The sequence below is a fragment of the Pseudomonas sp. Seg1 genome (assembly GCF_018326005.1).
GTDB lineage: Bacteria > Pseudomonadota > Gammaproteobacteria > Pseudomonadales > Pseudomonadaceae > Aquipseudomonas.
On sequence record NZ_AP021903.1, the window covers coordinates 6097255 to 6119931 of the forward strand.

The 22677-nt window shown below is 60.8% G+C and carries 22 protein-coding genes and 1 riboswitch; of the genes, 7 read left to right on the forward strand and 15 right to left on the reverse strand.

Annotation, left to right across the window (positions count from 1 at the left end; genetic code table 11):
* Position 1: 1 nt before the first annotated feature.
* Positions 2–898: a formate/nitrite transporter family protein gene (locus KI231_RS27425; protein WP_213026825.1), complete on the reverse strand. Its 897-nt coding sequence runs from the start codon at positions 896–898 to the stop codon at positions 2–4.
* Positions 899–1073: 175 nt separating this feature from the next.
* Complete coding sequence (locus tag KI231_RS27430; RefSeq protein ID WP_095137509.1) at positions 1074–1481, reverse strand: acyl-CoA thioesterase; 408 nt, start codon at positions 1479–1481, stop codon at positions 1074–1076.
* A 197-nt stretch (positions 1482–1678) separates the two neighbouring features.
* A riboswitch (S-adenosyl-L-homocysteine riboswitch) is annotated at positions 1679–1777 on the forward strand.
* 23 nt (positions 1778–1800) lie between these two features.
* Between KI231_RS27430 and ahcY the strand changes: the two genes are divergently transcribed.
* The 4 genes from ahcY (at position 1801) to rhlE2 (ending at position 7312) form a co-directional block, all read left to right on the forward strand.
* On the forward strand, positions 1801–3210 hold the full coding sequence (gene ahcY / locus KI231_RS27435) for an adenosylhomocysteinase (protein WP_064388105.1): 1410 nt from the start codon (positions 1801–1803) through the stop codon (positions 3208–3210).
* Positions 3211–3401: 191 nt separating this feature from the next.
* A complete protein-coding gene (gene metF, locus KI231_RS27440) occupies positions 3402–4247 on the forward strand; it encodes a methylenetetrahydrofolate reductase [NAD(P)H] (RefSeq protein WP_003229047.1) in 846 nt (281 codons plus the stop codon).
* Between the two features lie 147 nt (positions 4248–4394).
* A complete protein-coding gene (locus KI231_RS27445) occupies positions 4395–5207 on the forward strand; it encodes a substrate-binding periplasmic protein (RefSeq protein WP_213026826.1) in 813 nt (270 codons plus the stop codon).
* A gap of 221 nt (positions 5208–5428) precedes the next feature.
* Positions 5429–7312, forward strand: a complete 1884-nt coding sequence (rhlE2, locus tag KI231_RS27450; protein ID WP_213026827.1) for an RNA helicase RhlE2 — start codon at positions 5429–5431, stop codon at positions 7310–7312.
* Positions 7313–7573: 261 nt separating this feature from the next.
* Here the strand turns inward: rhlE2 and KI231_RS27455 are convergent, their stop codons facing one another.
* The 3 genes from KI231_RS27455 to KI231_RS27465 all read right to left on the reverse strand — a co-directional run bounded on the left by KI231_RS27455 (position 7574) and on the right by KI231_RS27465 (position 10853).
* On the reverse strand, positions 7574–8152 hold the full coding sequence (locus tag KI231_RS27455) for a YceI family protein (RefSeq protein ID WP_103304279.1): 579 nt from the start codon (positions 8150–8152) through the stop codon (positions 7574–7576).
* A gap of 31 nt (positions 8153–8183) precedes the next feature.
* Entirely contained in the window at positions 8184–8735 is a 552-nt protein-coding gene (locus KI231_RS27460; protein ID WP_213026828.1) for a cytochrome b, read from the reverse strand.
* Positions 8736–9083: 348 nt separating this feature from the next.
* Positions 9084–10853 (reverse strand): flavin monoamine oxidase family protein, encoded by a 1770-nt coding sequence (locus KI231_RS27465; RefSeq protein WP_103304281.1) that lies wholly within the window; start codon positions 10851–10853, stop codon positions 9084–9086.
* A 223-nt stretch (positions 10854–11076) separates the two neighbouring features.
* Here KI231_RS27465 and KI231_RS27470 point away from each other — a divergent pair, with 223 nt between their 5' ends.
* Both KI231_RS27470 and KI231_RS27475 read left to right on the forward strand, forming a co-directional pair.
* Positions 11077–12483, forward strand: a complete 1407-nt coding sequence (locus tag KI231_RS27470; RefSeq protein ID WP_213026829.1) for an adenosylmethionine--8-amino-7-oxononanoate transaminase — start codon at positions 11077–11079, stop codon at positions 12481–12483.
* Between the two features lie 144 nt (positions 12484–12627).
* On the forward strand, positions 12628–13347 hold the full coding sequence (locus KI231_RS27475; protein WP_213026830.1) for a 16S rRNA (uracil(1498)-N(3))-methyltransferase: 720 nt from the start codon (positions 12628–12630) through the stop codon (positions 13345–13347).
* Positions 13348–13458: 111 nt separating this feature from the next.
* Here KI231_RS27475 and trhA read toward each other — a convergent pair whose 3' ends face one another.
* Positions 13459–14076 carry a PAQR family membrane homeostasis protein TrhA gene (trhA, locus tag KI231_RS27480; protein ID WP_103304284.1) on the reverse strand — a complete coding sequence of 206 codons (618 nt, stop codon included), beginning with the start codon at positions 14074–14076 and terminating at the stop codon, positions 13459–13461.
* Positions 14077–14218: 142 nt separating this feature from the next.
* Between trhA and KI231_RS27485 the strand changes: the two genes are divergently transcribed.
* On the forward strand, positions 14219–15139 hold the full coding sequence (locus KI231_RS27485) for a LysR family transcriptional regulator (protein WP_213026831.1): 921 nt from the start codon (positions 14219–14221) through the stop codon (positions 15137–15139).
* Positions 15140–15255: 116 nt separating this feature from the next.
* Here the strand turns inward: KI231_RS27485 and madM are convergent, their stop codons facing one another.
* From madM to mdcA, 9 genes are all read right to left on the reverse strand, one after another.
* Positions 15256–16020 carry a malonate transporter subunit MadM gene (madM, locus tag KI231_RS27490; RefSeq protein WP_213026832.1) on the reverse strand — a complete coding sequence of 255 codons (765 nt, stop codon included), beginning with the start codon at positions 16018–16020 and terminating at the stop codon, positions 15256–15258.
* A gap of 1 nt (position 16021) precedes the next feature.
* Complete coding sequence (madL, locus tag KI231_RS27495) at positions 16022–16438, reverse strand: malonate transporter subunit MadL (RefSeq protein WP_003229065.1); 417 nt, start codon at positions 16436–16438, stop codon at positions 16022–16024.
* Between the two features lie 66 nt (positions 16439–16504).
* Positions 16505–17425 (reverse strand): malonate decarboxylase subunit epsilon, encoded by a 921-nt coding sequence (gene mdcH, locus KI231_RS27500; RefSeq protein ID WP_213026833.1) that lies wholly within the window; start codon positions 17423–17425, stop codon positions 16505–16507.
* Positions 17422–18042 (reverse strand): malonate decarboxylase holo-ACP synthase, encoded by a 621-nt coding sequence (locus tag KI231_RS27505; RefSeq protein WP_213026834.1) that lies wholly within the window; start codon positions 18040–18042, stop codon positions 17422–17424. Before KI231_RS27505 ends, mdcH begins: the two co-directional genes overlap by 4 nt.
* Positions 18036–18821 carry a biotin-independent malonate decarboxylase subunit gamma gene (gene mdcE, locus KI231_RS27510; RefSeq protein ID WP_213026835.1) on the reverse strand — a complete coding sequence of 262 codons (786 nt, stop codon included), beginning with the start codon at positions 18819–18821 and terminating at the stop codon, positions 18036–18038. The genes KI231_RS27505 and mdcE overlap by 7 nt, the downstream gene beginning before the upstream one ends.
* Complete coding sequence (locus KI231_RS27515; RefSeq protein WP_213026836.1) at positions 18818–19669, reverse strand: biotin-independent malonate decarboxylase subunit beta; 852 nt, start codon at positions 19667–19669, stop codon at positions 18818–18820. Before KI231_RS27515 ends, mdcE begins: the two co-directional genes overlap by 4 nt.
* A complete protein-coding gene (locus KI231_RS27520; protein ID WP_007913697.1) occupies positions 19662–19961 on the reverse strand; it encodes a malonate decarboxylase subunit delta in 300 nt (99 codons plus the stop codon). The genes KI231_RS27515 and KI231_RS27520 overlap by 8 nt, the downstream gene beginning before the upstream one ends.
* The gene (locus KI231_RS27525; RefSeq protein WP_213026837.1) at positions 19961–20833 is read right to left on the reverse strand and encodes a triphosphoribosyl-dephospho-CoA synthase; all 873 of its coding nucleotides are present in this window, start codon (positions 20831–20833) and stop codon (positions 19961–19963) included. Before KI231_RS27525 ends, KI231_RS27520 begins: the two co-directional genes overlap by 1 nt.
* Positions 20833–22503, reverse strand: a complete 1671-nt coding sequence (mdcA, locus tag KI231_RS27530; protein ID WP_213026838.1) for a malonate decarboxylase subunit alpha — start codon at positions 22501–22503, stop codon at positions 20833–20835. The genes KI231_RS27525 and mdcA overlap by 1 nt, the downstream gene beginning before the upstream one ends.
* Positions 22504–22677: the final 174 nt, after the last annotated feature.

A 22677-nucleotide genomic window follows, 5' to 3' on the forward strand; every position in this document is an offset into this window, starting at 1 on the left:
ACTATTGAGTCTTGCTGTCGCGGTCATCTGCGCGGGGTGCGCCAGGGTCTGACTTGTCAGCCTTGGGCACGCCGCTTTCGCTGCGAATCTGCGCATGGCTGATCAGGGCGAAGATGAAACTGCCGCCGATGATATTCCCCGCCAGCGTCGGCCCGGCGAACACCATCCAGAAATCACTCCACGGCAGTTCGCCGGCAAACACCAGATACGACACTTCCGCCGAACCGACCACGATGTGGGTGAAGTCGCCCAACGCCATCAGGTAAGTGATGAGGATGATGATCCACATCTTGGCGCTTTCCATGGACGGGATCATCCAGACCATGGTGGCGATCATCCAGCCGGAGACGATGCCCTTGGCGAACATCTGGCTGGCGTGGTTTTCCATGACCTTGCGGCCTATTTCAAGGAAGGCCTGGTCGGTCCTGGTGTCGAAGATCGGCAGTTCAAGCATCACGTACGCCACCAGAATGGTGCCGCACAGGTTGCCGAACAGCACCACGCCCCACAATCGAATCAACCGGCCGAAATTGCGCAGGGTCGGTTTGGTCATCACCGGCAGTACGGCGGTAAGAGTGTTCTCGGTGAACAGTTGCTGGCGCGCGAGGATCACCGCGAGGAAACCCGCGCAGTAACCAAAACTGGCGATCACCTTGAACTCGTCACCTTCGGGCAGGCGCGAGTTGAGCAGGCCCATGCCCATCAGCGACAGGCCCATGGTCAGCCCTGCGGCCAGCGCTGACCACCACAGTGCGGCAATACTGCGCTCCAGTTCCTGGTCGCCTTGGGTGCGGATGATCTCGTGCAGAACCGCCGCGCGGGGCGGCTGGCTTTTCTCGACTTCATGTTTTTCATCGGTCGAGAGGTTGGGGGTCTTGCCGTCTGTCGGGGTGCTCATGGCGGGGGAACCAGTGGGGGGCTTTCAGCTACGACCCGCGCCATTCACAGCTGTTCAGTGGTCAGACAAATATGTGCTGACTTCAAAACCGCCATCGCGGGCAAGCCCGCTCCCACAGGGGATTGCGCTGAACCTGTGGGAGCGTGGCTTGCCCGCGATCGGAGCGCCGTCGATGTCAGTTGCTGACCAGCTCATCTTCCTTGAACTGGTCTTTGACGTACTTGATCTCGGTCCGCCCGTGCGGAGCCGGCAGGCCGTCCTCGCCCAGATTCACAAAGACCATTTTCTCGACCGTAAGGATGCTCTTGCGGGTGATCTTGTTGCGCACTTCGCAGGTCAGGGTGATCGAGGTGCGGCCGAATTCGGTGGCGGTGATGCCCAGTTCGATGATGTCGCCCTGGCGCGAAGCGCTGACGAAGTTGATTTCGGAGATGTACTTGGTCACCACGCGCTGATTGCCCAACTGCACGATGGCGTAGATCGCCGCTTCTTCGTCGATCCAGCGCAGCAGGCTGCCGCCGAACAAGGTGCCGTTAGGGTTCAGGTCTTCGGGTTTTACCCATTTGCGGGTGTGGAAATTCATGTTCACTCCTGAGCGTTTGCCGAAAGATGGGCGCCATCTTGGCAGACTGATCGGTCATGCTCCATGAGCCTTCTACTATGGTCGCTATTAGCGATCTTCATTTGGCCGACAGAAACCCTTTGGAAGATCAGTCTAGACGGCTATAATCGCCCCCGTTTCAAAACGGTCATCTTCAATTGATACCGTTTTCCCGCCACCTGTCCGAGGGGCGCTGCAGCAGGTTCAACCTGTCAGGCTCGGATGGGGCGTTGACTGGCCTTGGCCGGACACTAAACGCACAACGGCGCCCATTCGCATACATTACGAATGGAGGCTCTTCATGAGCGCTGTTATCACGCCTGCAGATTTTAACGATTACAAAGTTGCCGACATGTCCCTGGCTGCCTGGGGCCGTCGCGAAACCATCATCGCCGAATCGGAAATGCCGGCCCTGATGGGTCTGCGTCGCAAGTACTCCGGCGAACAGCCGTTGAAAGGCGCCAAGATCCTCGGCTGCATCCACATGACCATTCAGACTGCCGTGCTGATCGAAACCCTGGTTGCCCTGGGTGCCGAAGTGCGCTGGTCGTCGTGCAACATTTTCTCCACTCAGGATCAGGCTGCTGCCGCTATCGCCGCTGCCGGTATCCCGGTTTTCGCCTGGAAAGGTGAAACCGAAGAAGAGTACGAGTGGTGCCTGGAGCAGACCATCCTGAAGGATGGCCAGCCATGGGACGCCAACATGATCCTCGACGACGGCGGCGACCTGACTCAGCTGCTGCACGACAAGTACCCACAGGTTCTGGATCGCGTTCACGGCGTGACCGAAGAAACCACCACCGGCGTACACCGTCTGCTGGACATGCTGGCCAAGGGCGAGCTGAAAATCCCGGCCATCAACGTCAACGACTCGGTGACCAAGTCCAAGAACGACAACAAGTACGGCTGCCGTCACAGCCTGAACGACGCGATCAAGCGTGGTACCGACCACCTGCTGTCCGGCAAGCAAGCGCTGGTCATCGGTTACGGTGACGTGGGCAAGGGCTCCGCGCAGTCCCTGCGTCAGGAAGGCATGATCGTCAAGGTTTCCGAAGTTGACCCGATCTGCGCCATGCAAGCGTGCATGGACGGTTTCGAACTGGTTTCGCCGTTCATCGACGGTATCAACGACGGTTCCGAAGCAAGCATCGACAAAGCGCTGCTGGGCAAGATCGACCTGATCGTGACCACCACCGGTAACGTCAATGTTTGCGACGCGAACATGCTCAAAGCCCTGAAGAAGCGCGCCGTTGTCTGCAACATCGGTCACTTCGACAACGAAATCGACACCGCTTTCATGCGCAAGAACTGGGCATGGGAAGAAGTGAAGCCACAGGTACACAAGATCCACCGTACCGGCCCGGGCGCTTTCGATGCGCAGAACGACGACTACCTGATCCTGCTGGCCGAAGGCCGCCTGGTGAACCTGGGCAACGCCACTGGTCACCCGAGCCGCATCATGGACGGTTCGTTCGCCAACCAGGTTCTGGCGCAGATCTTCCTGTTCGGCCAGAAGTACGCCGACCTGTCGCCAGCCCAGAAAGCCGAGCGTCTGACCGTTGAAGTACTGCCGAAGAAACTCGACGAAGAAGTGGCCCTGGAAATGGTTCGCGGCTTCGGCGGCGTGGTCACGCAACTGACCAAGCAACAGGCTGACTACATCGGCGTCACCGTCGAAGGCCCGTTCAAGCCGCACGCTTACCGCTACTAAGACAAGAGCAGCTGCGAGCGTCTAGCTTCAAGCGGCAAGCGAGGTCAAAAGCCGAACTTGCCGTGCGAAGCCTGAGGCTCCGCCCCTATTTCAAAACAGTGTCAGGCCGCAAGCTTCAGGCACAAGAGACCGGCGCACCTCCGCTGCTCTTGCAGCTTGAAGCTTGCAGCTTGTAGCTGGAGGCTCCCTCCATGTCCCAAGACCGTCGCTACAGCTTCGAGTTCTTCCCGACCAAGACCGATGCTGGGCATGAAAAGCTGCTCAACGTTGCCCGTCAGTTGGCAACGTACAATCCCGATTTCTTCTCCTGCACCTATGGCGCTGGTGGTTCGACCCGTGATCGCACCCTCAACACCGTTCTGCAACTGGAAAGCGAAGTCAAAGTACCGGCCGCACCGCACCTGTCGTGCGTCGGCGACAGCAAGGACGACCTGCGCGGCCTGCTGAACGAGTACAAGGCTGCCGGCATCAAGCGCATCGTTGCCCTGCGTGGCGACCTGCCGTCCGGCATGGGCATGACCAGCGGTGAGCTGCGTCACGCCAATGAACTGGTTGAATTCATTCGTGAAGAAACCGGCGATCACTTCCACATCGAAGTCGCCGCTTACCCGGAGATGCATCCGCAAGCGCGCAATTACGAAGACGATCTCGCCAACTTCGTGCGCAAGGCCCGCGCTGGCGCCGACAGCGCGATCACCCAGTATTTCTTCAACGCCGACAGCTACTTCTACTTCGTCGACCGTTTGCAGGCGCTGGGTGTGGATATTCCGGTAGTACCGGGAATCATGCCGATCACCAACTACAGCAAACTCGCGCGCTTCTCCGATGCCTGCGGTGCGGAAATTCCGCGCTGGATCCGCAAGCAACTGGAAGCCTACGGCGATGACAGCCAAAGCATTCAGCGCTTTGGTGAGCAAGTTGTCAGCGAGATGTGCGAGCGCCTGCTGCAAGGTGGCGCGCCGGGACTGCATTTCTATTCCATGAACCAGGCTGAGCCTAGCCTGGCGATCTGGAATAACCTGAAGTTACCGCGTTAAGCGTTAGAAGCAGGATCAAGAGATCGCAGCCTTCGGCAGCTCCTCCAAGGGTTGTCGTTGCTGCGATTTTTTGCGTTTGAATCCGCGAATTAGAGCTTGTGCGGCCACTTTCTGGCTCTTTCACGTTTCTCGTCGTAATCTCAAGCCATGCCTTTGATCGCGCAGTTATTCACCGTGCTGGTTTTTGCTTGCCTGAGCTTCGCCGCTCGAGGCGAGAAGCTGCGCATTGTCACCGAACCGTGGGCGCCTTATGTCTACGAGGAGAACGGCAAAAACCTCGGGCTCGACTACGAAACCACCGCCATCGTGTTCAAGCGCCTGGGCATTGAAGTCGAATGGCAATTCCTGCCATGGAAACGCTGCCTGTCGATGCTGGAAACCGGCCAGGCCGACGGCGCACTGGATATCTTCCACAGCGACGAGCGCGATGCCACCCTGCTCTACCCCAGCGAACCGCTGTCGGATGTCGAGTTCGTGATGTTCTACGCCAACGATCGACCGCACCCCTTCAGCAACCTCGAAGAACTCAAAGGCCTGACCATCGGCACCTCACCGGGTTATCTGTACAGCCCCGACTTCAGCGAATCGACACTGTTTACCCGCGAACCGGCACCGACCCACGAAGCCAATTTCGGCAAACTGCTGCGTGGACGCATTGACCTGCTGATCACCGACCGCCGCGTCGGCCAGCATTTGCTCGATCAGTTGAATATTCGCGATCAGATCAGCGAAAACCCCACAGTCATTAGCCGTCAGAGCCAGTTTCTTGCGGTTCGGCGCAATGCCGGGATGGATTTGCTGGTGCAGCGTTTCGGTGCCGAGCTCAAGCGATTCAAGCGCGAACCAGCGTACGCCGAGCTGAGCGCACGCTATGGCGCGGCGCCCAACGTTGCCGCACCGCTGGGCAATGCCTCGGCCAACAGTAAAACCGTTGAGCAGCAGGAAAGCAGCGCGCAATGAATGCTCTGTTATACTCCGGCGTTCCCGCCAGGCTCACGCCCGGACGCCCGGAACCGTAACAGGCCTCTCGACCCGCTACAGCGCAGCTTTCAGCCCGCGCGAGCGCTCCTGACGTGCCTTTGGAACCGCAGCAGGACCGGACGGGATTACGTCCTCTTAAACGTGATTCGCGCCAGGCAAGACTCCCATTGGGCCAAGCCCTAACTAAAACAGGATTACTCATGTCCTTTGCTTCCCTCGGTCTCTCCGAGGCTTTAGTCCGCGCCATCGAAGATGCGGGCTATACCGAGCCTACTCCGGTGCAACAGCGGGCTATTCCCGCCGTGTTGCAAGGTCGCGACCTGATGGTTGCGGCTCAGACAGGTACCGGTAAAACCGGCGGCTTCGCCCTTCCGATCCTGGAGCGGTTGTTCCCCAACGGTCACCCGGACAAATCCCAGCGTCACGGCCCGCGCCAACCGCGCGTCCTGGTCCTGACCCCGACCCGCGAACTCGCGGCCCAGGTACACGAGAGCTTCAAGATCTACGCCCGTGACCTGAAATTCGTCAGCGCCTGCATCTTCGGCGGCGTCGGCATGAACCCACAGGTTCAGGCCATGTCCCGTGGCGTCGACGTTCTCGTCGCCTGCCCGGGTCGTTTGCTCGACCTCTGCGGCCAAGGCAGCGTTGACCTGTCCCACGTTGAAATCCTCGTCCTCGACGAAGCTGACCGCATGCTCGACATGGGCTTCGTCCACGACGTGAAGAAAGTCCTCGCACGTCTGCCGGCCAAGCGTCAGAACCTGCTGTTCTCGGCAACGTTCTCCAAAGACATCACCGATCTTGCCGGCAAGCTGCTGCATAACCCGGAACGCATCGAAGTGACGCCGCCGAACACCACGGTCGAGCGCATCGAACAGCGCGTGTTCCGTCTGCCGGCCAGCCACAAGCGTGCGCTGCTGGCGCACCTGATCACCGCAGGTGCTTGGGAACAGGTGCTGGTGTTCACCCGCACCAAGCACGGCGCCAATCGCCTGGCCGAGTACCTGGACAAACACGGCCTGCCGGCTGTGGCGATCCACGGTAACAAGAGCCAGAACGCTCGCACCAAAGCCCTGGCCGACTTCAAGGCTGGTGAAGTGCGCATTCTGGTCGCCACCGACATCGCTGCTCGCGGTCTGGACATCGATCAGTTGCCACACGTGGTCAACTTCGAGCTGCCAAACGTCGATGAAGATTACGTACACCGTATCGGCCGTACTGGCCGCGCCGGTCGTTCGGGCGAGGCGATTTCGCTGGTCGCACCGGACGAAGAGAAACTGCTGAAAAGCATCGAACGCATGACCAAACAGAAGATTGCCGACGGCGATCTGATGGGCTTTGACTCCAGCACCATCGAGGCCGAGAAGCCTGAAGTGCGCGAACGTCCCGACGTGCGCAACCCGCGCAATTCCCGTGGTCCTCGCGGCGACGGCCCGAATGGCGGCGGCGGTGGCGGCGGTCGTAAAGACAAAGGCAAGGACAAGGGCAAAGAGAAACCTGCCGGCGAACGCGGCGAACGCCCTGCCCGTCAGCAGAAGCCACGCGAAGGTACTCCGGCCCGCGAACAGCGTCCGAGCCAACCGCCACGCGCAGCAGCTGATCGTGCACCGGACGAGTTCCTCGACGACGATATCGATAACTTCGGCAACCGCGTTGACTACGTGCCCAAGCCTGCCCCTGCCGGCGGCCGTGGCCGTCGTCCAGGCGCACCGGCTCAAGGCGCAGGCGCTGGTGCCGGCGCACCACGCGGCGGTCAGCCGCAAGGTCGCCAGAACGGTCCGCGCAACAGCAACGGTTCGAGCACCGGCACCCCGCCGGGCAAACGCAGCGGCCCACGCAATGGTGCGCCGCGTGACGGTCAGTCGGGTCGTCGCGACGAATCATCCTCGTCGTCGCGCAACCGTCGTCCGGCCCGTGACGATCAGCCACGCAGCGAACCCGCCGTGCAGAACCCGCGCAGCACCGGCCCGAAGATCATGCACAAGGAGTCGAAGGCTGATCGCTTCCCGACCCCTGAGCAGCTCGATCAACTGCCAAGCCGTCCGCGTGGCGAAAAACCAGCCTTGCTGACCCGCAATCGCTGAGTTGACGCCGCATTGAAAAATGCCCCGCCTCGAAAGAGTCGGGGCATTTTTTATGGCGCCACAAATACCCCTGAATCACCGCATCTCCCCTGTGGGAGCGAGCCTGCTCGCGAAAGCGGTCATTCAGCCAACATCATTGCTGACTGACCCGCCGCCTTCGCGAGCAGGCTCGCTCCCAAAGGGGATGTGTGTATGTGTCGCAGGCAATAAAAAACGCCCCCGGTCTTTTGATCGGGGGCGTTTTTATGTGGCCGGGGAAAGTTATTTAACTTTCACACCTTCCAGCGAGATGTCCAGGTCCGCGGTTTGCGAGGAAGGACCTGGGCCCTTGATCCCGAAATCGTTCAGGTTAAGCGTGGTCTTGGCGTTAAAGCCAGCACGTTCGCCGCCCCATGGATCCTTGCCTTCGCCGTTGAACGTGGCCTTGAAGGTCACAGGCTTGGTCACACCGTGCAGGGTCAGGTCACCGGTCACGTCAGCGGTCTTGTCACCGGTCGACTTGACGGCGGTGGAGACGAACTTGGCGTCAGCGAATTTGCCCACGTCGAGGAAGTCTTTGCTGGCGATGTGCTTGTCACGCTCGGCATGGTTCGACCACAGGCTGGCGGTTTTCACGTCAACGGCAATCTTGCTGGCTTCAGGCTTGGCCGAATCCCACGAGAAAGTACCGTCGAAGTCTTTGAACGTACCGTGGATGAAGCTGTAACCCAGGTGGCTGATTTTCCAGTCAACGAAGGCGTGCTGGCCTTCCTTGTCGATTTTGTAATCCGCAGCCATGGCCTGACCAGCCGAGAGCAGTGCAGAACCGATTGCCAGAGCGGCCAGAGTCTTTTTCAACATGCTTTCTTTTCCTTTGAGTCGAGGTTGAACTTCAGGCTTTGCGACCGAGCATTCGCGTCAGGGTCGCATCACGATCGATAAAGTGGTGCTTCAATGCTGCCAACGCATGGAGACCGGAAAAAATTACCAGCGCCCACGCCAGCCAGAGATGAATCACCCCAGCGGTATCTGCCTGATCCGGTAGCCCGGAGACCAGTGCAGGAACTTCAAACAGGCCAAACACCGGAATCCCGACACCGTCTGCGGTGGAAATCAGGTAACCGGCAATCATCACAGCGAACAGCGCCAGATACAGAAACCCGTGGCCGAACTTGGCGCCGATGCGGGTCATGCGGCTGTAGCTTTGCAGCGTCGGCGGCGGTGGGCTGATAAAGCGCCACACCACCCGCAAGACCATCACACCGAGCAGCACCAGACCGATGCTCTTGTGCAGATCCGGCGCGTCTTTGCGCCAGGTACTGTAGTAATCCAGCCCGACCATCCACAGACCCAACGCGAACAGCCCGAAGACCACCAGCGCCACGCCCCAGTGCATGAAGATGCTGACCCAACCATAGCGCGAAGAAGAGTTACGTAGCTGCATTGCCCAAATCCTGTGAGAACTGCGAACCAAGACTAGCGAGTTATCTATCGAATTAAAGCGGAAAATTTCGCTTTGAAATATCGAGAAATACGATCAAGAGTCTGGAAGTGGTGAATTAAGGAAGGATTAAAAGGAAAAGTGCGGAGGGATGCTAGGTGGAAGATCCTGAAGATGTGCTGTTTGAACAGGCCTCATCGCGGGCAAGCCCGCTCCCACAGTGGTCGGTGGCGGTCACAAATTCTGCGTTCACCTCAGAAACCTGTGGGAGCTGGCTTGCCCGCGATGAGGCCGTTACAGGCAAAAAAAAGCGCGGCATAAGTGCCGCGCTTCTTCATTCACCACAAGGCCTTACTGCACCTTGGTCTCAGTCGCTGCAGCAGGCTTGGCTGCTGGCTTCTTCGCCGGTTCAGCCTTCTTCGCTGCCGGTTTCGCCGCAGGCTTTTTCACTTCGGTTTTAGCCGCAGGCTTCTTCGCCGCTGGCTTGGCCGCCGCTTTCTTCGCAGGCTCGGCTTTCACCGGAGCGGCAGGCTTCGGTGCCTCCACCGGAGCTGGCGCAGGTGCCGGGGTCGGCGCAGGCGCTGGAGCGACCGGAGCTGGAGCCGGCTCTGGCGCTTTCACAGGCTCAGGCTTCTTCTCGTCATCCGAACCACCAAACAGATTGCTGAAGAAGTTGCCCTTCTTCGCTGCCACGGCACCCGCCGCGCCTGCCGCTGCTGCGGCCGGTACCACTTTCGCCGGTTCAAACGATTTGCCAGCTGCCAGATCTTCAACCTGACTGGCCGCACGCTGGCCGGTGCGCAGCGCGCCTTCCAGTGTGCCCGGGTACAAGGTGTCGGTGTGTTCGCCGGCGAACGCTACGCGTTGCAGCGGACGTTCCCAGATACGCCAGAACTTGCTGATCTGGCCCGGGCCGTAAGCCAGGTAGGCGCCGCCCATCGACGGGTCGGTGCTGTAGCGACGGATTTCATAACCGGTGAACGAGCCACGGGCCTGTGGATAAAACGCGTGCAGACGGATCAGCACCTGATCGACCATCTGCTTGTCGCCAAACGCCTGCATCACACGGGCGTTGTCGCCAGAGAGGTTGATCACCACGTTGGCGCCGCCCTTCAGCGCTGGCTCGATCCAGAGCATGCCCAGACCGGCGTTGCTGTAGATCTCGCCGGACATGCGCGCCTTGCTTTCCCACACCGGCGTCTTGAACTTCAGCATGATCTGGTCGCGCCAGCCGTAGTTGGTGCCCTTGATCGCGGCCAGGTGCTGAGCGTCCAGCGCCGGGGTCAGCGCAATCTTGTTCAGCGCGCGCAGTGGCACGGCCAGCACCACGTAGTCGGCCTGGTAGCCAACACTGCCGACTTTGACGGTCACGCCGTCCTTGTCCTGAGTGATGGCCGAGACCGGCGAGTTGGTCTTGATGGTCTTGATCTGTTTGACGAACGCCTGTGCCAGCACCTGGCTGCCGCCGACCAGACGCGAAGCGCGCAGGTCACGGTCGGAGATGCCGCGATAGACGCGGTTCTGCTGAGCGAAATACAGCAGCGACAGGCGCGAAGGCTCGTCGTAGTGAGTGCGGATGTCCTGGTTGATCAACTGACGCGCCGTGGCCGGCAGGTTCTGCTTGTCGAGCCAGCTCGACACGTTGATCTGATCCAGTGCGTGCAGAGTGTTGGTCGCCGCCGGGTTTTGCGGGTCATCAATCGAACGCGCCAGATCGTCGAGGGTTTTCTGATAGCGCTTCAAGGCATCGGCGGTGGCCGGTTGCTTGGTCGCCAGATCAGCAGCAGAGAAATACTCGCCGTCGATCAGATAACCCGGCGTCCGCACGAATTCCGGCGCTGGCGTGGTGCCCAGCTTGAAAGTCGAAACGTACTTGTTCAGCACCGGCTGGGTCTTGTCGTTGCCGATCCACTCGCTGGTGGCCATGCCCGAGCGACCGCCCAGACTTGGCTTGGCTTCCAGCAGCGTGACCTGCCAGCCTTTGTTTTGCAGTTCGTAAGCGGCGGTCAGGCCCGACAGGCCGCCGCCGATCACGATTGCGGTTTTATCCTTGGCCAGCGCCGTAACGCTGAACAGCCCCAACATCACCAGCGCACAGGCGCGCAGCCAACCGACAGACATTCAGCGAACTCCGGAAAAACACGTAGGAAAAAGCAGTTTTGCGGGTCAGACGACCCAAAGAACCGCGAAGAATACGTCAGCCATCAAAACGCCGCCAGCGACGTCTATCGGCCCATACAAAGTAGCTCAATCGACACAATGGGTTGTCCCGACGCGATGCATTGCATAGGCTTGCGCGATTGTTTGCCCGCGCCAGACGCGAGCCGCCTCGAGGAGACTGTAAATGGGCCTGAATAACCAGTGGATGCAACGCGATCTCGCGGTGCTGTGGCATCCCTGCACCCAGATGAAAGACCACGAACAGCTGCCGCTGATCCCGATCAAGCGCGGCGAAGGCGTCTGGCTCGAAGACTTCGAAGGCAAGCGCTACCTCGACGCGGTCAGCTCGTGGTGGGTCAATGTGTTCGGCCACGCCAACCCGCGCATCAACCAGCGCATCAAGGATCAGGTCGATCAACTGGAACACGTGATTCTGGCCGGTTTCAGCCATCAACCGGTGATCGAGCTGTCCGAGCGTCTGGTGAAGATGACGCCGGAAGGCCTGAACCGGGTGTTCTACGCCGATAACGGGTCGTCCTGCATCGAAGTCGCGCTGAAAATGAGCTTTCACTACTGGCTCAATCGCGGCCAGCCTGCCAAGAAGCGCTTTGTCACTCTGACCAACAGCTACCACGGCGAAACCATGGCGGCGATGGCCGTTGGCGACGTGCCGCTGTTCACCGAGACCTATAAAGCGCTGCTGATGGACACCATCAAGGTGCCGAGCCCGGATTGCTACGGGCGCCCTGAAGGCATGAGCTGGGCAGAGCACTCGCGCAATATGTTCGCGGCCATGGAGCAAACCCTGGCCGAGCATCATGACAGTGTTGCGGCAGTGATCGTCGAGCCGCTGATTCAAGGCGCCGGCGGCATGCGCATGTATCACCCGGTGTATCTGAAACTGCTGCGCGAGGCCTGCGACCGCTACGGCGTGCATTTGATCCTCGACGAAATCGCCGTCGGCTTCGGCCGTACCGGGACGATGTTTGCCTGCGAGCAGGCCGGCATCCGTCCGGACTTCCTCTGCCTGTCCAAGGCCCTGACCGGTGGTTACCTGCCGCTGGCGGCGTGCCTGACCACCGACGAGGTTTACAGCGCGTTCTACGACGATTATCCAACACTGCGCGCCTTCCTCCATTCGCACAGCTACACCGGCAATCCGCTGGCGTGCGCGGCGGCGTTGGCGACGCTGGATATCTTCGAGCAGGACAATGTGATCGAGAACAACAAGGCACTGGCCCAGCGCATGGCCTCGGCGACGGCACATCTGGTCGATCACCCGAACGTCTCTGAAGTGCGCCAGACCGGCATGGTGCTGGCCATCGAGATGGTCAAGGATAAAGCCACGAAAGAGGCCTACCCTTGGCAGGAGCGCCGTGGCTTGAAGGTGTTCCAGCATGCGCTGGAGCGTGGCGCGTTGCTGCGGCCGCTGGGCAGCGTGGTGTATTTCCTGCCGCCGTACGTGATCACCCCGGAACAGATCGACTTCCTCGCCGAAGTCGCCAGCGAAGGTATCGACATTGCTACGCGTGACAGTGTCAGCGTGGCGGTGCCGAAAGACTTTCACCCCGGTTTCCGCGATCCGGGCTGATCTATTTCACTTAAGCTTCAGCGGTGACCGGACTACAGTCATCGCTGGCAAGCCAGCTCCCACAGGTTCTGCGCAAAACCTTGTGGGAGCTGGCTTGCCAGCGATGGGGCCGCCAGACTTTTACAAACTTTACAGAGACCCCGCATGAGACTGTCCCGCTTCTTTATCGACGCCCCCCTGAGCACTGGCGAACACGAATTGCCGGAAGCCCAGGCGCATTACATCAGCCGCGTGCTGCGCATGGCCGAGGGCGATGCGGTGCAGCTGTTCGACGGCTCCGGTCATGAGTTTCGCGGATCGCTGGTAGAAGTCGGCAAGAAACGCGTCGTCGTACAGATAGACGAACAATTGCCCGGCCAGGTCGAATCGCCGCTGCAGATCCACCTCGGCCAGGGCCTTTCCCGTGGCGAGCGGATGGACTGGGCGATCCAGAAAGCCACCGAGTTGGGCGTGAATGAAATCACCCCGATCTTCAGCGACCGCTGCGAAGTCCGCCTGAAGGACGAACGCGCCGACAAACGCCTGCTGCACTGGCGTCAGGTGGCGATCAGCGCTTGTGAGCAATGCGGGCGTTCGCGGGTGCCGGTGATTCATCCGCCGGTGCTGTTGGCGGACTGGATCAAACAGACCGAGGCTGATCTGAAGCTGGTGCTGCACCCGGTTGCCCAGCCGATGGTGAGCCATGCCAAACCGGCGACGTTGGCGTTTCTGATCGGGCCTGAGGGTGGGCTGACGGATGCTGAGGTTGAGCAGGCCAAGGGCAACGGCTTCCATGCCGCCCGCCTCGGCCCGCGAGTGTTGCGCACCGAGACCGCGCCGGTGGTTGCACTGGCGGTGGCCCAACAACTTTGGGGTGATTTCTAGGACGCCATCGCTGGCAAGCCAGCTCCCACAGATTTCTTGTTGACCACAACATTTGTGAACAACACTGAACCCTGTGGGAGCTGGCTTGCCAGCGATTGGCAGCGCCTCGGTCTACAGGACGTAAAACATAATCGCCACAAAGTGCAGCAGGCTCCCGGCGATGACGAACAGATGCCAGATCCCGTGTGCATGTCGCAACCGGTGGTCCAGGGCAAAAAAGATAATCCCCACGGTGTACAGCACGCCGCCCGTGGCCAGCCAGGCAAAACCGATGGTGCCCAGCGCCGCAATCAATGGCTTGACCGCCACCAGCACGATCCAGCCCATCACCGCGTAGATCACGATCGACAGAATCCGCGCCTCGGAACGCGGTTTGATCTCCTGCAAGATCCCGATCAGCGCCAGCCCCCAGACAATCCCGAACAGCGTCCAGCCCCACACCCCGCGCAGGGTCACCAGACAGAACGGCGTATAACTGCCGGCAATCAACAGGTAGATCGAAAAGTGATCAACCTTCTTCATGATCGCTTTTTTGCGCCCGCGCACGCTGTGGTACACGGTCGATGCGCTGTAAAGCACCAGCAGGGTGAAAGCGTAAATCGCCACACTGACAATCTTCCATGGACTGCCATCCAGGCTGGCGATCACCAGCATCCACACCCCGCCGATAAAAGCCGCCACCGCCCCGACCAGATGGGTCCAGGCGTTCAATCGTTCTCCGTGATACATGTATCGCTCACCTCAATATTCATTACCGCAGCGCGCAAGGCTCGGGCCTTGAGCGTAAAAGCGCAATGTTTCTGTTCAACGCGAACCTGCGCGTGCCCGGTTAATTGGGCACAATCGGCCGATACCAAAAAGAGTCCACGCCATGCTGATCGACGAAGAATTGACCCTGAAAAAACTCGAGGTGTTCCTCGCCTTCATGCGCACCGGCAATCTGGCCCGCGCCGCTGCCGAATTGCAGACCAGCAATGTCAGCGTGCATCGCGCGATTCACTCGCTGGAGAGTGCCCTGCGTTGTCCGCTGTTCAAGCACGAAGGCCGCAACCTGACACCACTGGAAAGCGCTTATGTGCTGGAAGAACGCGCACAGAAGCTGATTCAGGACGTGGTCGAAAGCGTACGCCTGACCCGCGAAGCCGCCGGGTTCTCCGCTGAACGTTTCAAGCTTGGCTCGTTGTATTCGCTGACGGTGAAGACCGTACCGCAACTGATCATGGGCCTGAAGATCCGCCGCAGCGAACTCAACATCGATCTGATTCTTGGCTCAAACATCGACCTGCTCTACAAGCTGAAGAACATGGAAGTCGACGCGATCCTGGTGTCGCTGGACGACAGCATCAACGACCCGGATTGCGAGCAGATTGCGCTGTTTTCCGATGACATTTTTCTCGCGACGCCAGCAGATTCAAGGTTTGCCCAGCGCAGTGAGGTGGATTTGGCGGAAGTACGTGATGAAACGTTCATCACGCTGACCCAAGGCTTCGCGACCCATCAGGATGGTGTGCGGGTTTTCAAGCAGGCGGGGTTCGAACCGAAAGTGGCGATGCAGGTGAATGACATTTTCACGCTGCTGAGCATGGTCAGTTCAGGGGTGGGTTATGCGTTGCTGCCAGGGCGGATTGCGGCGGTGTATGAGAACCGGGTGAAGTTGATTCCGTTGCAGGAGAAGTACCGGTTGCAGCAGCACATTGGTGTGGTGTTCTTGAAGGCCAAGGAGAGGGATCCGAATCTGCTGGCGTTGTTGGCGGAGTGTCGGATGTATGCCAATCGGCAGATCACCCCATGATCGTTCCCATGCTCCGCGTGGGAATGCCTCAATGGACGCTCCGCGTCCGCTTTGGGACGCAGAGCGTCCCGGGCTGCATTCCCACGCAGAGCGTGGGAACGATCAGTTAGAGAGGCTCAGCCCACAATCCCGCGAACAATGAAGTACAACAACGAAGGCCCCAGCAAGCACCCCAGCCCGGTATGGAACGTAGCCGTCAGCGCCCCATAAGGCACCAACCGCCGATCCGTCGCCGCCAGCCCAGCCGTCACCCCGCTCACCGTCCCGGCCAACCCGCCAAACACCATCGCCGAACGCGGATTATCCAGGCCCATCCAACGCGCCGCGACCGGCGTGCCGACCATCACCAGAATCGCCTTGATCAACCCGGTGGCAATCGACAGCGCCATCACATCCGAACTCGCACCAATCGCCGCCCCCGTCACCGGCCCGACGATATAAGTCACCGCGCCCGCGCCAATGGTGGTCATGCTCACCGCATCGCGGTAACCGAAGGCCCAGGCCATGCTCGCGCCGACAATGAACGGCAGGATCGTGCCCAGCAGCAGCGCAATCACACCAATCATCCCGGCCTTCTTCGCCTCGGTCGCCTGCACTTCGAACGCGGTGGCGACGATCGCGAAATCACGCAACATCGCCCCGCCCATCAGGCCGATACCGGAGAACAGCGTCAGATCCGCCAGGCCCTTCTGCCCGCCAGTCATGGTGCCGCCGACCCAGGCCAATACCAGACCAATGACAATGGCAATCGCCGAGCCGTGAATGCGCCCGAACGTCAGACGTTTCGAGAGAATCACCGACACCCACATGATCACGCCGACGAAGGCGAAAGCAGTGACCAGACCGTTGTGTTCCAGACCGTTTTCAATGAGTGCCCACATGTCAGCGACCTCCTACCGGGGTGCCGACCGGAGTGACTTCCACCGGTTCGTCGGGCAATGGCTCGCCCTTATGGGTGCGGCTGATCAAGGCAATCGTGCAACCACACACCACCACCGAACCAATCGCCGCCAGCACCGCCACCGGTCCGCCGTGCAGGGCGGTGACGACGTTTTGTTGCGCAGCCATCGCCACCACCACCGGAATATACATCGCGCCCCAGAAGCCGACGCCCATCTCGCAATCCTTGGTCATGCCACCGCGCTTCTGCATCCACAACCGCGCGCAGATCAACAGGATCATGGCGATGCCGACCCCGCCGACATTGGATTTGACGCCCAGCAGCACACCGAGCATGTCACCCATGATCACCCCTGCCAGCGTACAGATCGCCAACAGCGCCACACCGTAAATAATCATTGTTGTAGTCCTCAAAGTGCATCGTCGAATGTTGTTTTTGTTGTTCGAAGCCTGAGTCGCGGCGGTTTAGAGTTGGCGGCTTCCCTCCTCACGCAACAGCGCCTGCAAGGTGTCGAGCCGCGCACTGTCGAAGGCAGTGACAGTGCCCGATTCGAACACCCGGCGCGCCAGCCCGGTCAGCACCGCACCGGGCGGCAGTTCGATCTGTAACCGTACACCGCGCTCGTAAGCGCTTTGCACGGTGCCGCGCCAGTCCACCACGCGGCACATGTTGAAAGCGAGGTCGTCGCGTAGCGCTTCGGGCTTGATGACCGGACGCGCACGACTGCCGCTCAGGTAAGCAATTTTCGGGGTTTTCAGTTCTACCTTGGCGAAGGCTTCGGCAAGGGTTTGCGCCGGTTTTTCCAGCAGCGGGCAGTGCGACGGCACACTCACCGCCAGACGCTTTGCCAGACCGGCGCCACGGCTGCGCGCCAGATCGGCGACCGCTTGCATCGCCTCGTCGCTGCCGGCAATGACGACCTGGTTATCGGCGTTGATGTTGGCCAGGTACACCGGCGAATCTTCGCTGTGCACCTGCGCCAGCAGCGTTTCGACGGTGGATAACTGCAGACCGATGATTGCGGTCATGCCATAGCCCTGTGGATAAGCCTGCTGCATCAACTCACCGCGCAGGCTGACCAGATGCAACGCATCGCTGAAGCTCAATACACCCGCAACCACCGCTGCCGGGTAAGCACCGATGGACAAACCGGCGACGTAATCCGCCGTGAGTCCGTCCTGCAACAACTGCCGTGAAGCCGCGACCCCGGCGATCAGCAGACAAAGCTGCACCGCCCTCGTTGTGCGCAGCGCCTCGGCAGAGTCAAGCAACCGCACATCTTCACCGAGTACATCACTGGCCTCGGTCAACGTTTCTCCAGGCAAACGCTGGAGCATGCCTGCTTGCTGCGCGCCCTGGCCGGGAAACACCAGCAGACTGCTCACGCTGCCTGCTCCTGCGGATTCCACGGATCGGCGACCAGACAGGCCTGATCGACGTTTTTCAGCAGCACCCGTGCCGAACCGCTGGCCCACTCGCGCAGGGCCACAGCACCGAACGGCGTCTGCAATTGCATGTCGACCCGGCACAAGACCTGATCGAACAACGCGACCAGTTTTCGTGCCTGATTACGGGTGAGCAGTTGCGGGGTACGCAGGATCAGATCGAGATCACTGGCCGCGTGCATCGCTTTAAAACCACTGGCCAGTTCAAACCCGACGCTGCCGCTGACACCCCAGACCCAACCGCAGTCATCAAGCATCGGCCGCAGTTGCTTGAGCGCCCGCATGACCGGTAAATCGCACTCGCAATCGACATGACACAGCGCTTCGGGGCTAACCCGACAGGCAATCGAATCGAGCGCCATAAAAGCAGCCAGCCGCTGCTCGCGCAACACACCGCGCACGCCCACGGCCACAAAACCCTCGGTGCACACGGCCCGGCGCACCACCACCGGTTGCCCGGCGGCCAGCGACTCGACTGCCCACAGCGGCGCATCCGCCGGCAACTGCGCAGGCGTCATGCCCCAGAGCAGGTCGTGAGCCAGCGGCGTATTCACCACTGCGCCCTCAGCAGTTCACGCACTTTGCTGGAAGCGGCACGATTGTTTGCGCCGAGGCGATTGCTCAGATCAGTGTTGGAGATATCAGCGATGGCTTGCTTCAAACACTCGTTAACCCTTGATAGATCTTCCGCTGTCGGTTGTTCGATCTGCTGCACCGACAGGGTTTCCCAGAGCAATCCGAGACTCGCATAGCTGTCGATGTCGTAAGCCATCGGCGGCACACTGGCGGCCAGTGCTTCCAGCTCTTCGACACTGCGCAAGGTCACCCGCGCTGCCGACGCCTTGCCCATCGCATGCACCATCACCCCCGGATCGCGCAGCGCGATCAAGCGGTTGGCCTGATAACCGTGAGCGAGAAACGCCCCGGACATGGCCTTGCCCACCAGCAACGCAATCACCGGATGCCCGGCCAAACGCGCGCGGGCATAGCTGTCCGCAGCGCCGGCCAAAGCCTGATGGATGCCGAGGGCTTCTTCGCGGCGACCATAAGCCTGACTCGGTACGTCGACGATGGCGATGATCGGGCGCTTGTGCGTTTTGTCACGGTCAGCGCTGATTGCATCATCCACAGCCTTGGCCAGACCCCAGCCTTCGAGCAAGCCGACTTCGCCATTGCGAGCACGAGGGAAACGGTTGTCCGGGTCAGCGACCACAGCGATAAAACGCCCGAGTTCGCCATCGGCCACTTGCAACGACGGCGGCAAACCTTCCACGGCTTTCGCACCAGCGCTCAAGGCGTTGAACCAGTTCAAACCGCGCAGTGAATAACCGCTCATGAGCGCTCTCCTTGATACAGATCGCGAACCACCGACGGTTCGATTTGCTGGTCAGTGTTCAGACTGCTCAGGCGTTGCAGAAACCATTCGGCGCGTTGACTGCGCGGCTGCGCCGGCAAACCTTGCTGAAGCAATTCGCCGACCTGCTGGCGGATCTGCGCCACATCATCGGCGACATAACGATCCACCAAGCCGCTGGCGAAACGCTGCTCGCCACCGGTCAGGCTCCAGATGAACGGCCGGTCGCGGGAGTCGTATTCTTCGATCCCGGCTTCCTGCTCAATCACCTGCGGGCCGTTCAGACCGAGGCGCGCTTCCTGAGTCACCAGCAAATAGCTGCACAGCGCCGCCGCAATCGACATACCACCGAAGCAACCAACGCTACCGGCGACCACACCAACCACCGGTTGGTACCGCTGCAAATCGACAATCGCCGCATGAATATCAGCAATTGCCGCCAAACCGAGGTTGGCCTCCTGCAAGCGCACGCCACCGGTTTCCAGCAGCAACACCGCGCGAGTAGGAATGCCTTTACGGTTGTCCTCAGCGGCCAGTTCCAGCGCACCGGCAATCTTCGCCCCGCCGACTTCGCCAAGGCTGCCGCCCTGGAAAGCGCCTTCAATCGCGGCAATCACCACCGGCAAACCGTCGAGGCTGCCCTTGGCGATCACCACGCCGTCATCGGCTTGCGGCACCACGCCCTGGCGTTCGAGCCACGGCGACATGACGCGTTGAAACGGGTCAAGCAGTTCGCGGAAGGTCCCGGCATCGAGCAAGGCTTTCGCCCGTTGCCGCGCACCGAGTTCGACGAAGCTGTGTTTGTGCAAAAGCGCTGCGCTGTCAGTCATGGCCGATCTCCTCGAAACCTTGTTCCAGACGCAGACGCACCACGCCGGGTGTCGCGCCGAAATCGTGGATATCGATGGCCATGGCCGGCGGCGTGGTGCCGTCGAACATCCGCGCAAACAGATGCTGCCAACGCAACTGCGCACCGTTGACCGAGGTCTGCACGTTGATCGTCAACTTGCCGGCCAGGCCCGGTTCGATCAGCACTTCCAGATCGCCCGAGCCGACACAACCGACCAGCGCGCGCCCGCGTGGCGGCTGCCCGGCGGGGAATTCAAAGGATAAGGTTTCCATCAAAACGCTCCCTGAAGGATGCCGTCGCGCTCGATACGGTCGAGCAGCAGCGTGGCGGCGAGCAAGTCGGCGGCGCCACCGGGCGAGGCATTCAATGCGATGAGTTGTTGATCCAGTTCGTGCAAGCGACGGCGACCGCTGAGGCTGGCGCTGCCACCGGCGTCGAGCACTGCTTGCGCGCCGTGTTGCATGGCGTGCAGGCCTTGTTCGCCAGCGCGATAGAGCACGCAGGTGTCGGCCAGGTCAGTCATGATTGCGAGCAAGGCGTCGAGTCGGGCGTTCTGTTCGCCATGCCCGGCGGTGCGGCTTTTTTTCAGTTGCGGCAGGCCACGTTGCAGCACGGACGGGAAGCCGAGTTGCGCTTCCTCACGGGCGCCGCGAGCGCCGTAACGCAGGGCGACCTGGGCGCCATGGCTCAGTGGTTGGGGTGCGTAACGGTCATCCAGCAAGGCCAGACGTGCGGCGCGCAGGGAGACTGCGTTGGCGCGGGAGGATTGCGGTTCCAGCGCAGCAGCAGTGACCAAAAGCCCCAACGCCCAGATCGCCCCGCGATGAGTGTTTACGCCATTGGTGGTGGCGAGCATGGCTTGCTCGCCTTCACGACCGATGCGGCCAATCGCTTCGCGCAACGTTGAATTTACTTCACCGGTTTCAACCGCCGCTTCAGACATTTCCTTGAATGCCGGCCACAGCGACAACGCCGACGCGTGCATCAGGCCCAGGTGCAAATCGGTGTGCGCGCCGTTGCCACGCCGGTCGACCAGTGCCGGTTTCGGCGACAGATCCGCTTCGTCGATCAACGCGTCCACCGCCAGATCGGCCAATCGATCAGCCAGGGACAGCGGTTTCGCTTGCAGGTTAAGTGCGTGCATTACCAGCTCCTGAATTTGGCGGGCGGGTTGTACAAGCCACCCGACCACTCGACCAGATCAGCCACGCTTTTCGCCGCGAGCAATTCGCGGGTGGCGTCAGTGCGGCGGATGCCAAGGTCTTCGGGCAAGGCGATCAGGCCTTCGCGGCGCATGCGTTCGGTGTCTTTCGGGTTGTGGCGCAGGCCGATGGCGGTGACGCCCGCTACGGCGGCGATCATCGCCTGACGCTCGTCCAGCGAACGAGCTTTGTACAGGTAGGCGATGCCTTCTTCGGTGAGCAGGTGGGTGACGTCGTCGCCGTAGATCATGATCGGCGCCAGCGGCATGCCGCTTTTCTTCGCCACTTCCACCGCGTCGAGGGTTTCGACGAAGGTCGGTTTGCCGCCCTCCTGGAAGGTCTCGACCATTTGCACCACGAGTTTCTTGCCGCGTTCGAGCATCGGTTGCTGCGAGTCGTCATGGCGCATATCGAGCCACGCCGGGGTGCCGTGACGGCGACCGCGTGGGTCGTGGCCCATGTTCGGCGCACCACCGAAACCGGCGAGGCGGCCACGGGTGACGGTCGAGGAATGGCCATCGCCATCGACCTGCAGCGTCGCGCCGATGAATAGATCCACCGCGTACTGCCCGGCCAGTTGACAGAACATCCGGTTGGAACGCAGCGAGCCGTCGCGGCCGGTGAAGAATACGTCGGGGCGGGCGGCGATGTAGTTTTCCATGCCTAGTTCGGTGCCGAAGCAATGCACGCTTTCGACCCAGCCGCTTTCGATCGCCGGGATCAGCGTCGGGTGCGGGTTGAGCGTCCAGTTGCGGCAGATTTTGCCCTTGAGACCGAGGGATTCGCCGTAGGTCGGCAGGATCAGTTCAATGGCGGCAGTGTTGAAACCGATGCCGTGGTTGAGTGACTGCACGTTGTGTTTTTCGTAGATCCCGCGAATCGCCATCATCGCCATCAATACGTGTACAGGCTTTATATGGCGCGGGTCGCGGGTGAACAGCGGTTCGATGTAGAACGGCTTGTCGGCGACCACGACGAAATCGACCCATGACGCGGGAATGTCTACGCGGGGCAGTTCGCTGACGTCGTCGACCAACTGGTTGACCTGGACGATGACGATGCCGTCGCTGAACGCGGCAGGCTCGATCAGTGCCGGGGTGTCTTCGGTACTGGGGCCGGTGTAGATGTTGCCGGCGCGGTCGGCCATGAACCCGGCCGAGAGCACGACGTTGGGAATCAGGTCCACCACCAGCCGGGCGTAGAGTTCGATGTAGGTGTGGATCGCGCCGATTTCCAGCAAGCCGTCTTCGAGCAACTGGCTGATGCGCAGGCTCTGGGTGCCGGCGAAAGAGAAATCGAGCTTGCGGGCGATGCCGCGTTCGAACAGATCAAGGTGCTCGGAGCGACCGACGCTGGGCATGATCATGTGCAGGTCGTGGAGCTTTTCCGGGTCGGCCTTGGCCAGCGAGCGCGAGAGGAAATCCGCCTGCTTCTGGTTGTTGCCCTCCAGCACCACACGGTCGCCGGGATGAATCAGCGCTTCGAGCGCGGCGACGATCTTGTCGGTGGGCAACACCACACCGTCGGCCAGCCCGCGCACCTTGTCGAGACGCCGCTGCTTCTCGTCACGCCGCCGCGTCCAGCGCGAGTCGGGGGAAATTGTTGTTGTCATGCTCACTCCACGGGGTTCGCTGTCGTGGAGCAAAGTTAGGCGTGTGGGGTGGGGGCATCAATCAAGCGCAGTGGTGAATCATTACGCTGAGCGTAACGTTCACCGCCGCCTTCGCGAGCAGGGTCGCTCCCACAGGGGATCTCTATCGTCCGCGAAAACCGGGGGGCACTGAAG

Excerpts from the sequence above, each read along its gene's own strand:
- KI231_RS27475 (WP_213026830.1), top strand. The coding sequence starts at position 12,628 with ATGAGACTGTCCCGCTTCTTTATCGACGCCCCCCTGAGCACTGGCGAA.
- KI231_RS27425 (WP_213026825.1), bottom strand. The coding sequence starts at position 898 with ATGAGCACCCCGACAGACGGCAAGACCCCCAACCTCTCGACCGATGAA.
- metF (WP_003229047.1), top strand. The coding sequence starts at position 3,402 with ATGTCCCAAGACCGTCGCTACAGCTTCGAGTTCTTCCCGACCAAGACC.
- KI231_RS27525 (WP_213026837.1), bottom strand. The coding sequence starts at position 20,833 with ATGCACGCACTTAACCTGCAAGCGAAACCGCTGTCCCTGGCTGATCGA.
- rhlE2 (WP_213026827.1), top strand. The coding sequence starts at position 5,429 with ATGTCCTTTGCTTCCCTCGGTCTCTCCGAGGCTTTAGTCCGCGCCATC.
- KI231_RS27455 (WP_103304279.1), bottom strand. The coding sequence starts at position 8,152 with ATGTTGAAAAAGACTCTGGCCGCTCTGGCAATCGGTTCTGCACTGCTC.
- mdcA (WP_213026838.1), bottom strand. The coding sequence starts at position 22,503 with ATGACAACAACAATTTCCCCCGACTCGCGCTGGACGCGGCGGCGTGAC.
- KI231_RS27470 (WP_213026829.1), top strand. The coding sequence starts at position 11,077 with ATGGGCCTGAATAACCAGTGGATGCAACGCGATCTCGCGGTGCTGTGG.
- ahcY (WP_064388105.1), top strand. The coding sequence starts at position 1,801 with ATGAGCGCTGTTATCACGCCTGCAGATTTTAACGATTACAAAGTTGCC.
- madM (WP_213026832.1), bottom strand. The coding sequence starts at position 16,020 with ATGTGGGCACTCATTGAAAACGGTCTGGAACACAACGGTCTGGTCACT.
- KI231_RS27465 (WP_103304281.1), bottom strand. The coding sequence starts at position 10,853 with ATGTCTGTCGGTTGGCTGCGCGCCTGTGCGCTGGTGATGTTGGGGCTG.
- KI231_RS27430 (WP_095137509.1), bottom strand. The coding sequence starts at position 1,481 with ATGAATTTCCACACCCGCAAATGGGTAAAACCCGAAGACCTGAACCCT.
- KI231_RS27485 (WP_213026831.1), top strand. The coding sequence starts at position 14,219 with ATGCTGATCGACGAAGAATTGACCCTGAAAAAACTCGAGGTGTTCCTC.
- mdcE (WP_213026835.1), bottom strand. The coding sequence starts at position 18,821 with ATGAGCGGTTATTCACTGCGCGGTTTGAACTGGTTCAACGCCTTGAGC.
- KI231_RS27445 (WP_213026826.1), top strand. The coding sequence starts at position 4,395 with ATGCCTTTGATCGCGCAGTTATTCACCGTGCTGGTTTTTGCTTGCCTG.
- KI231_RS27515 (WP_213026836.1), bottom strand. The coding sequence starts at position 19,669 with ATGACTGACAGCGCAGCGCTTTTGCACAAACACAGCTTCGTCGAACTC.
- KI231_RS27520 (WP_007913697.1), bottom strand. The coding sequence starts at position 19,961 with ATGGAAACCTTATCCTTTGAATTCCCCGCCGGGCAGCCGCCACGCGGG.
- trhA (WP_103304284.1), bottom strand. The coding sequence starts at position 14,076 with ATGTATCACGGAGAACGATTGAACGCCTGGACCCATCTGGTCGGGGCG.
- KI231_RS27460 (WP_213026828.1), bottom strand. The coding sequence starts at position 8,735 with ATGCAGCTACGTAACTCTTCTTCGCGCTATGGTTGGGTCAGCATCTTC.
- madL (WP_003229065.1), bottom strand. The coding sequence starts at position 16,438 with ATGATTATTTACGGTGTGGCGCTGTTGGCGATCTGTACGCTGGCAGGG.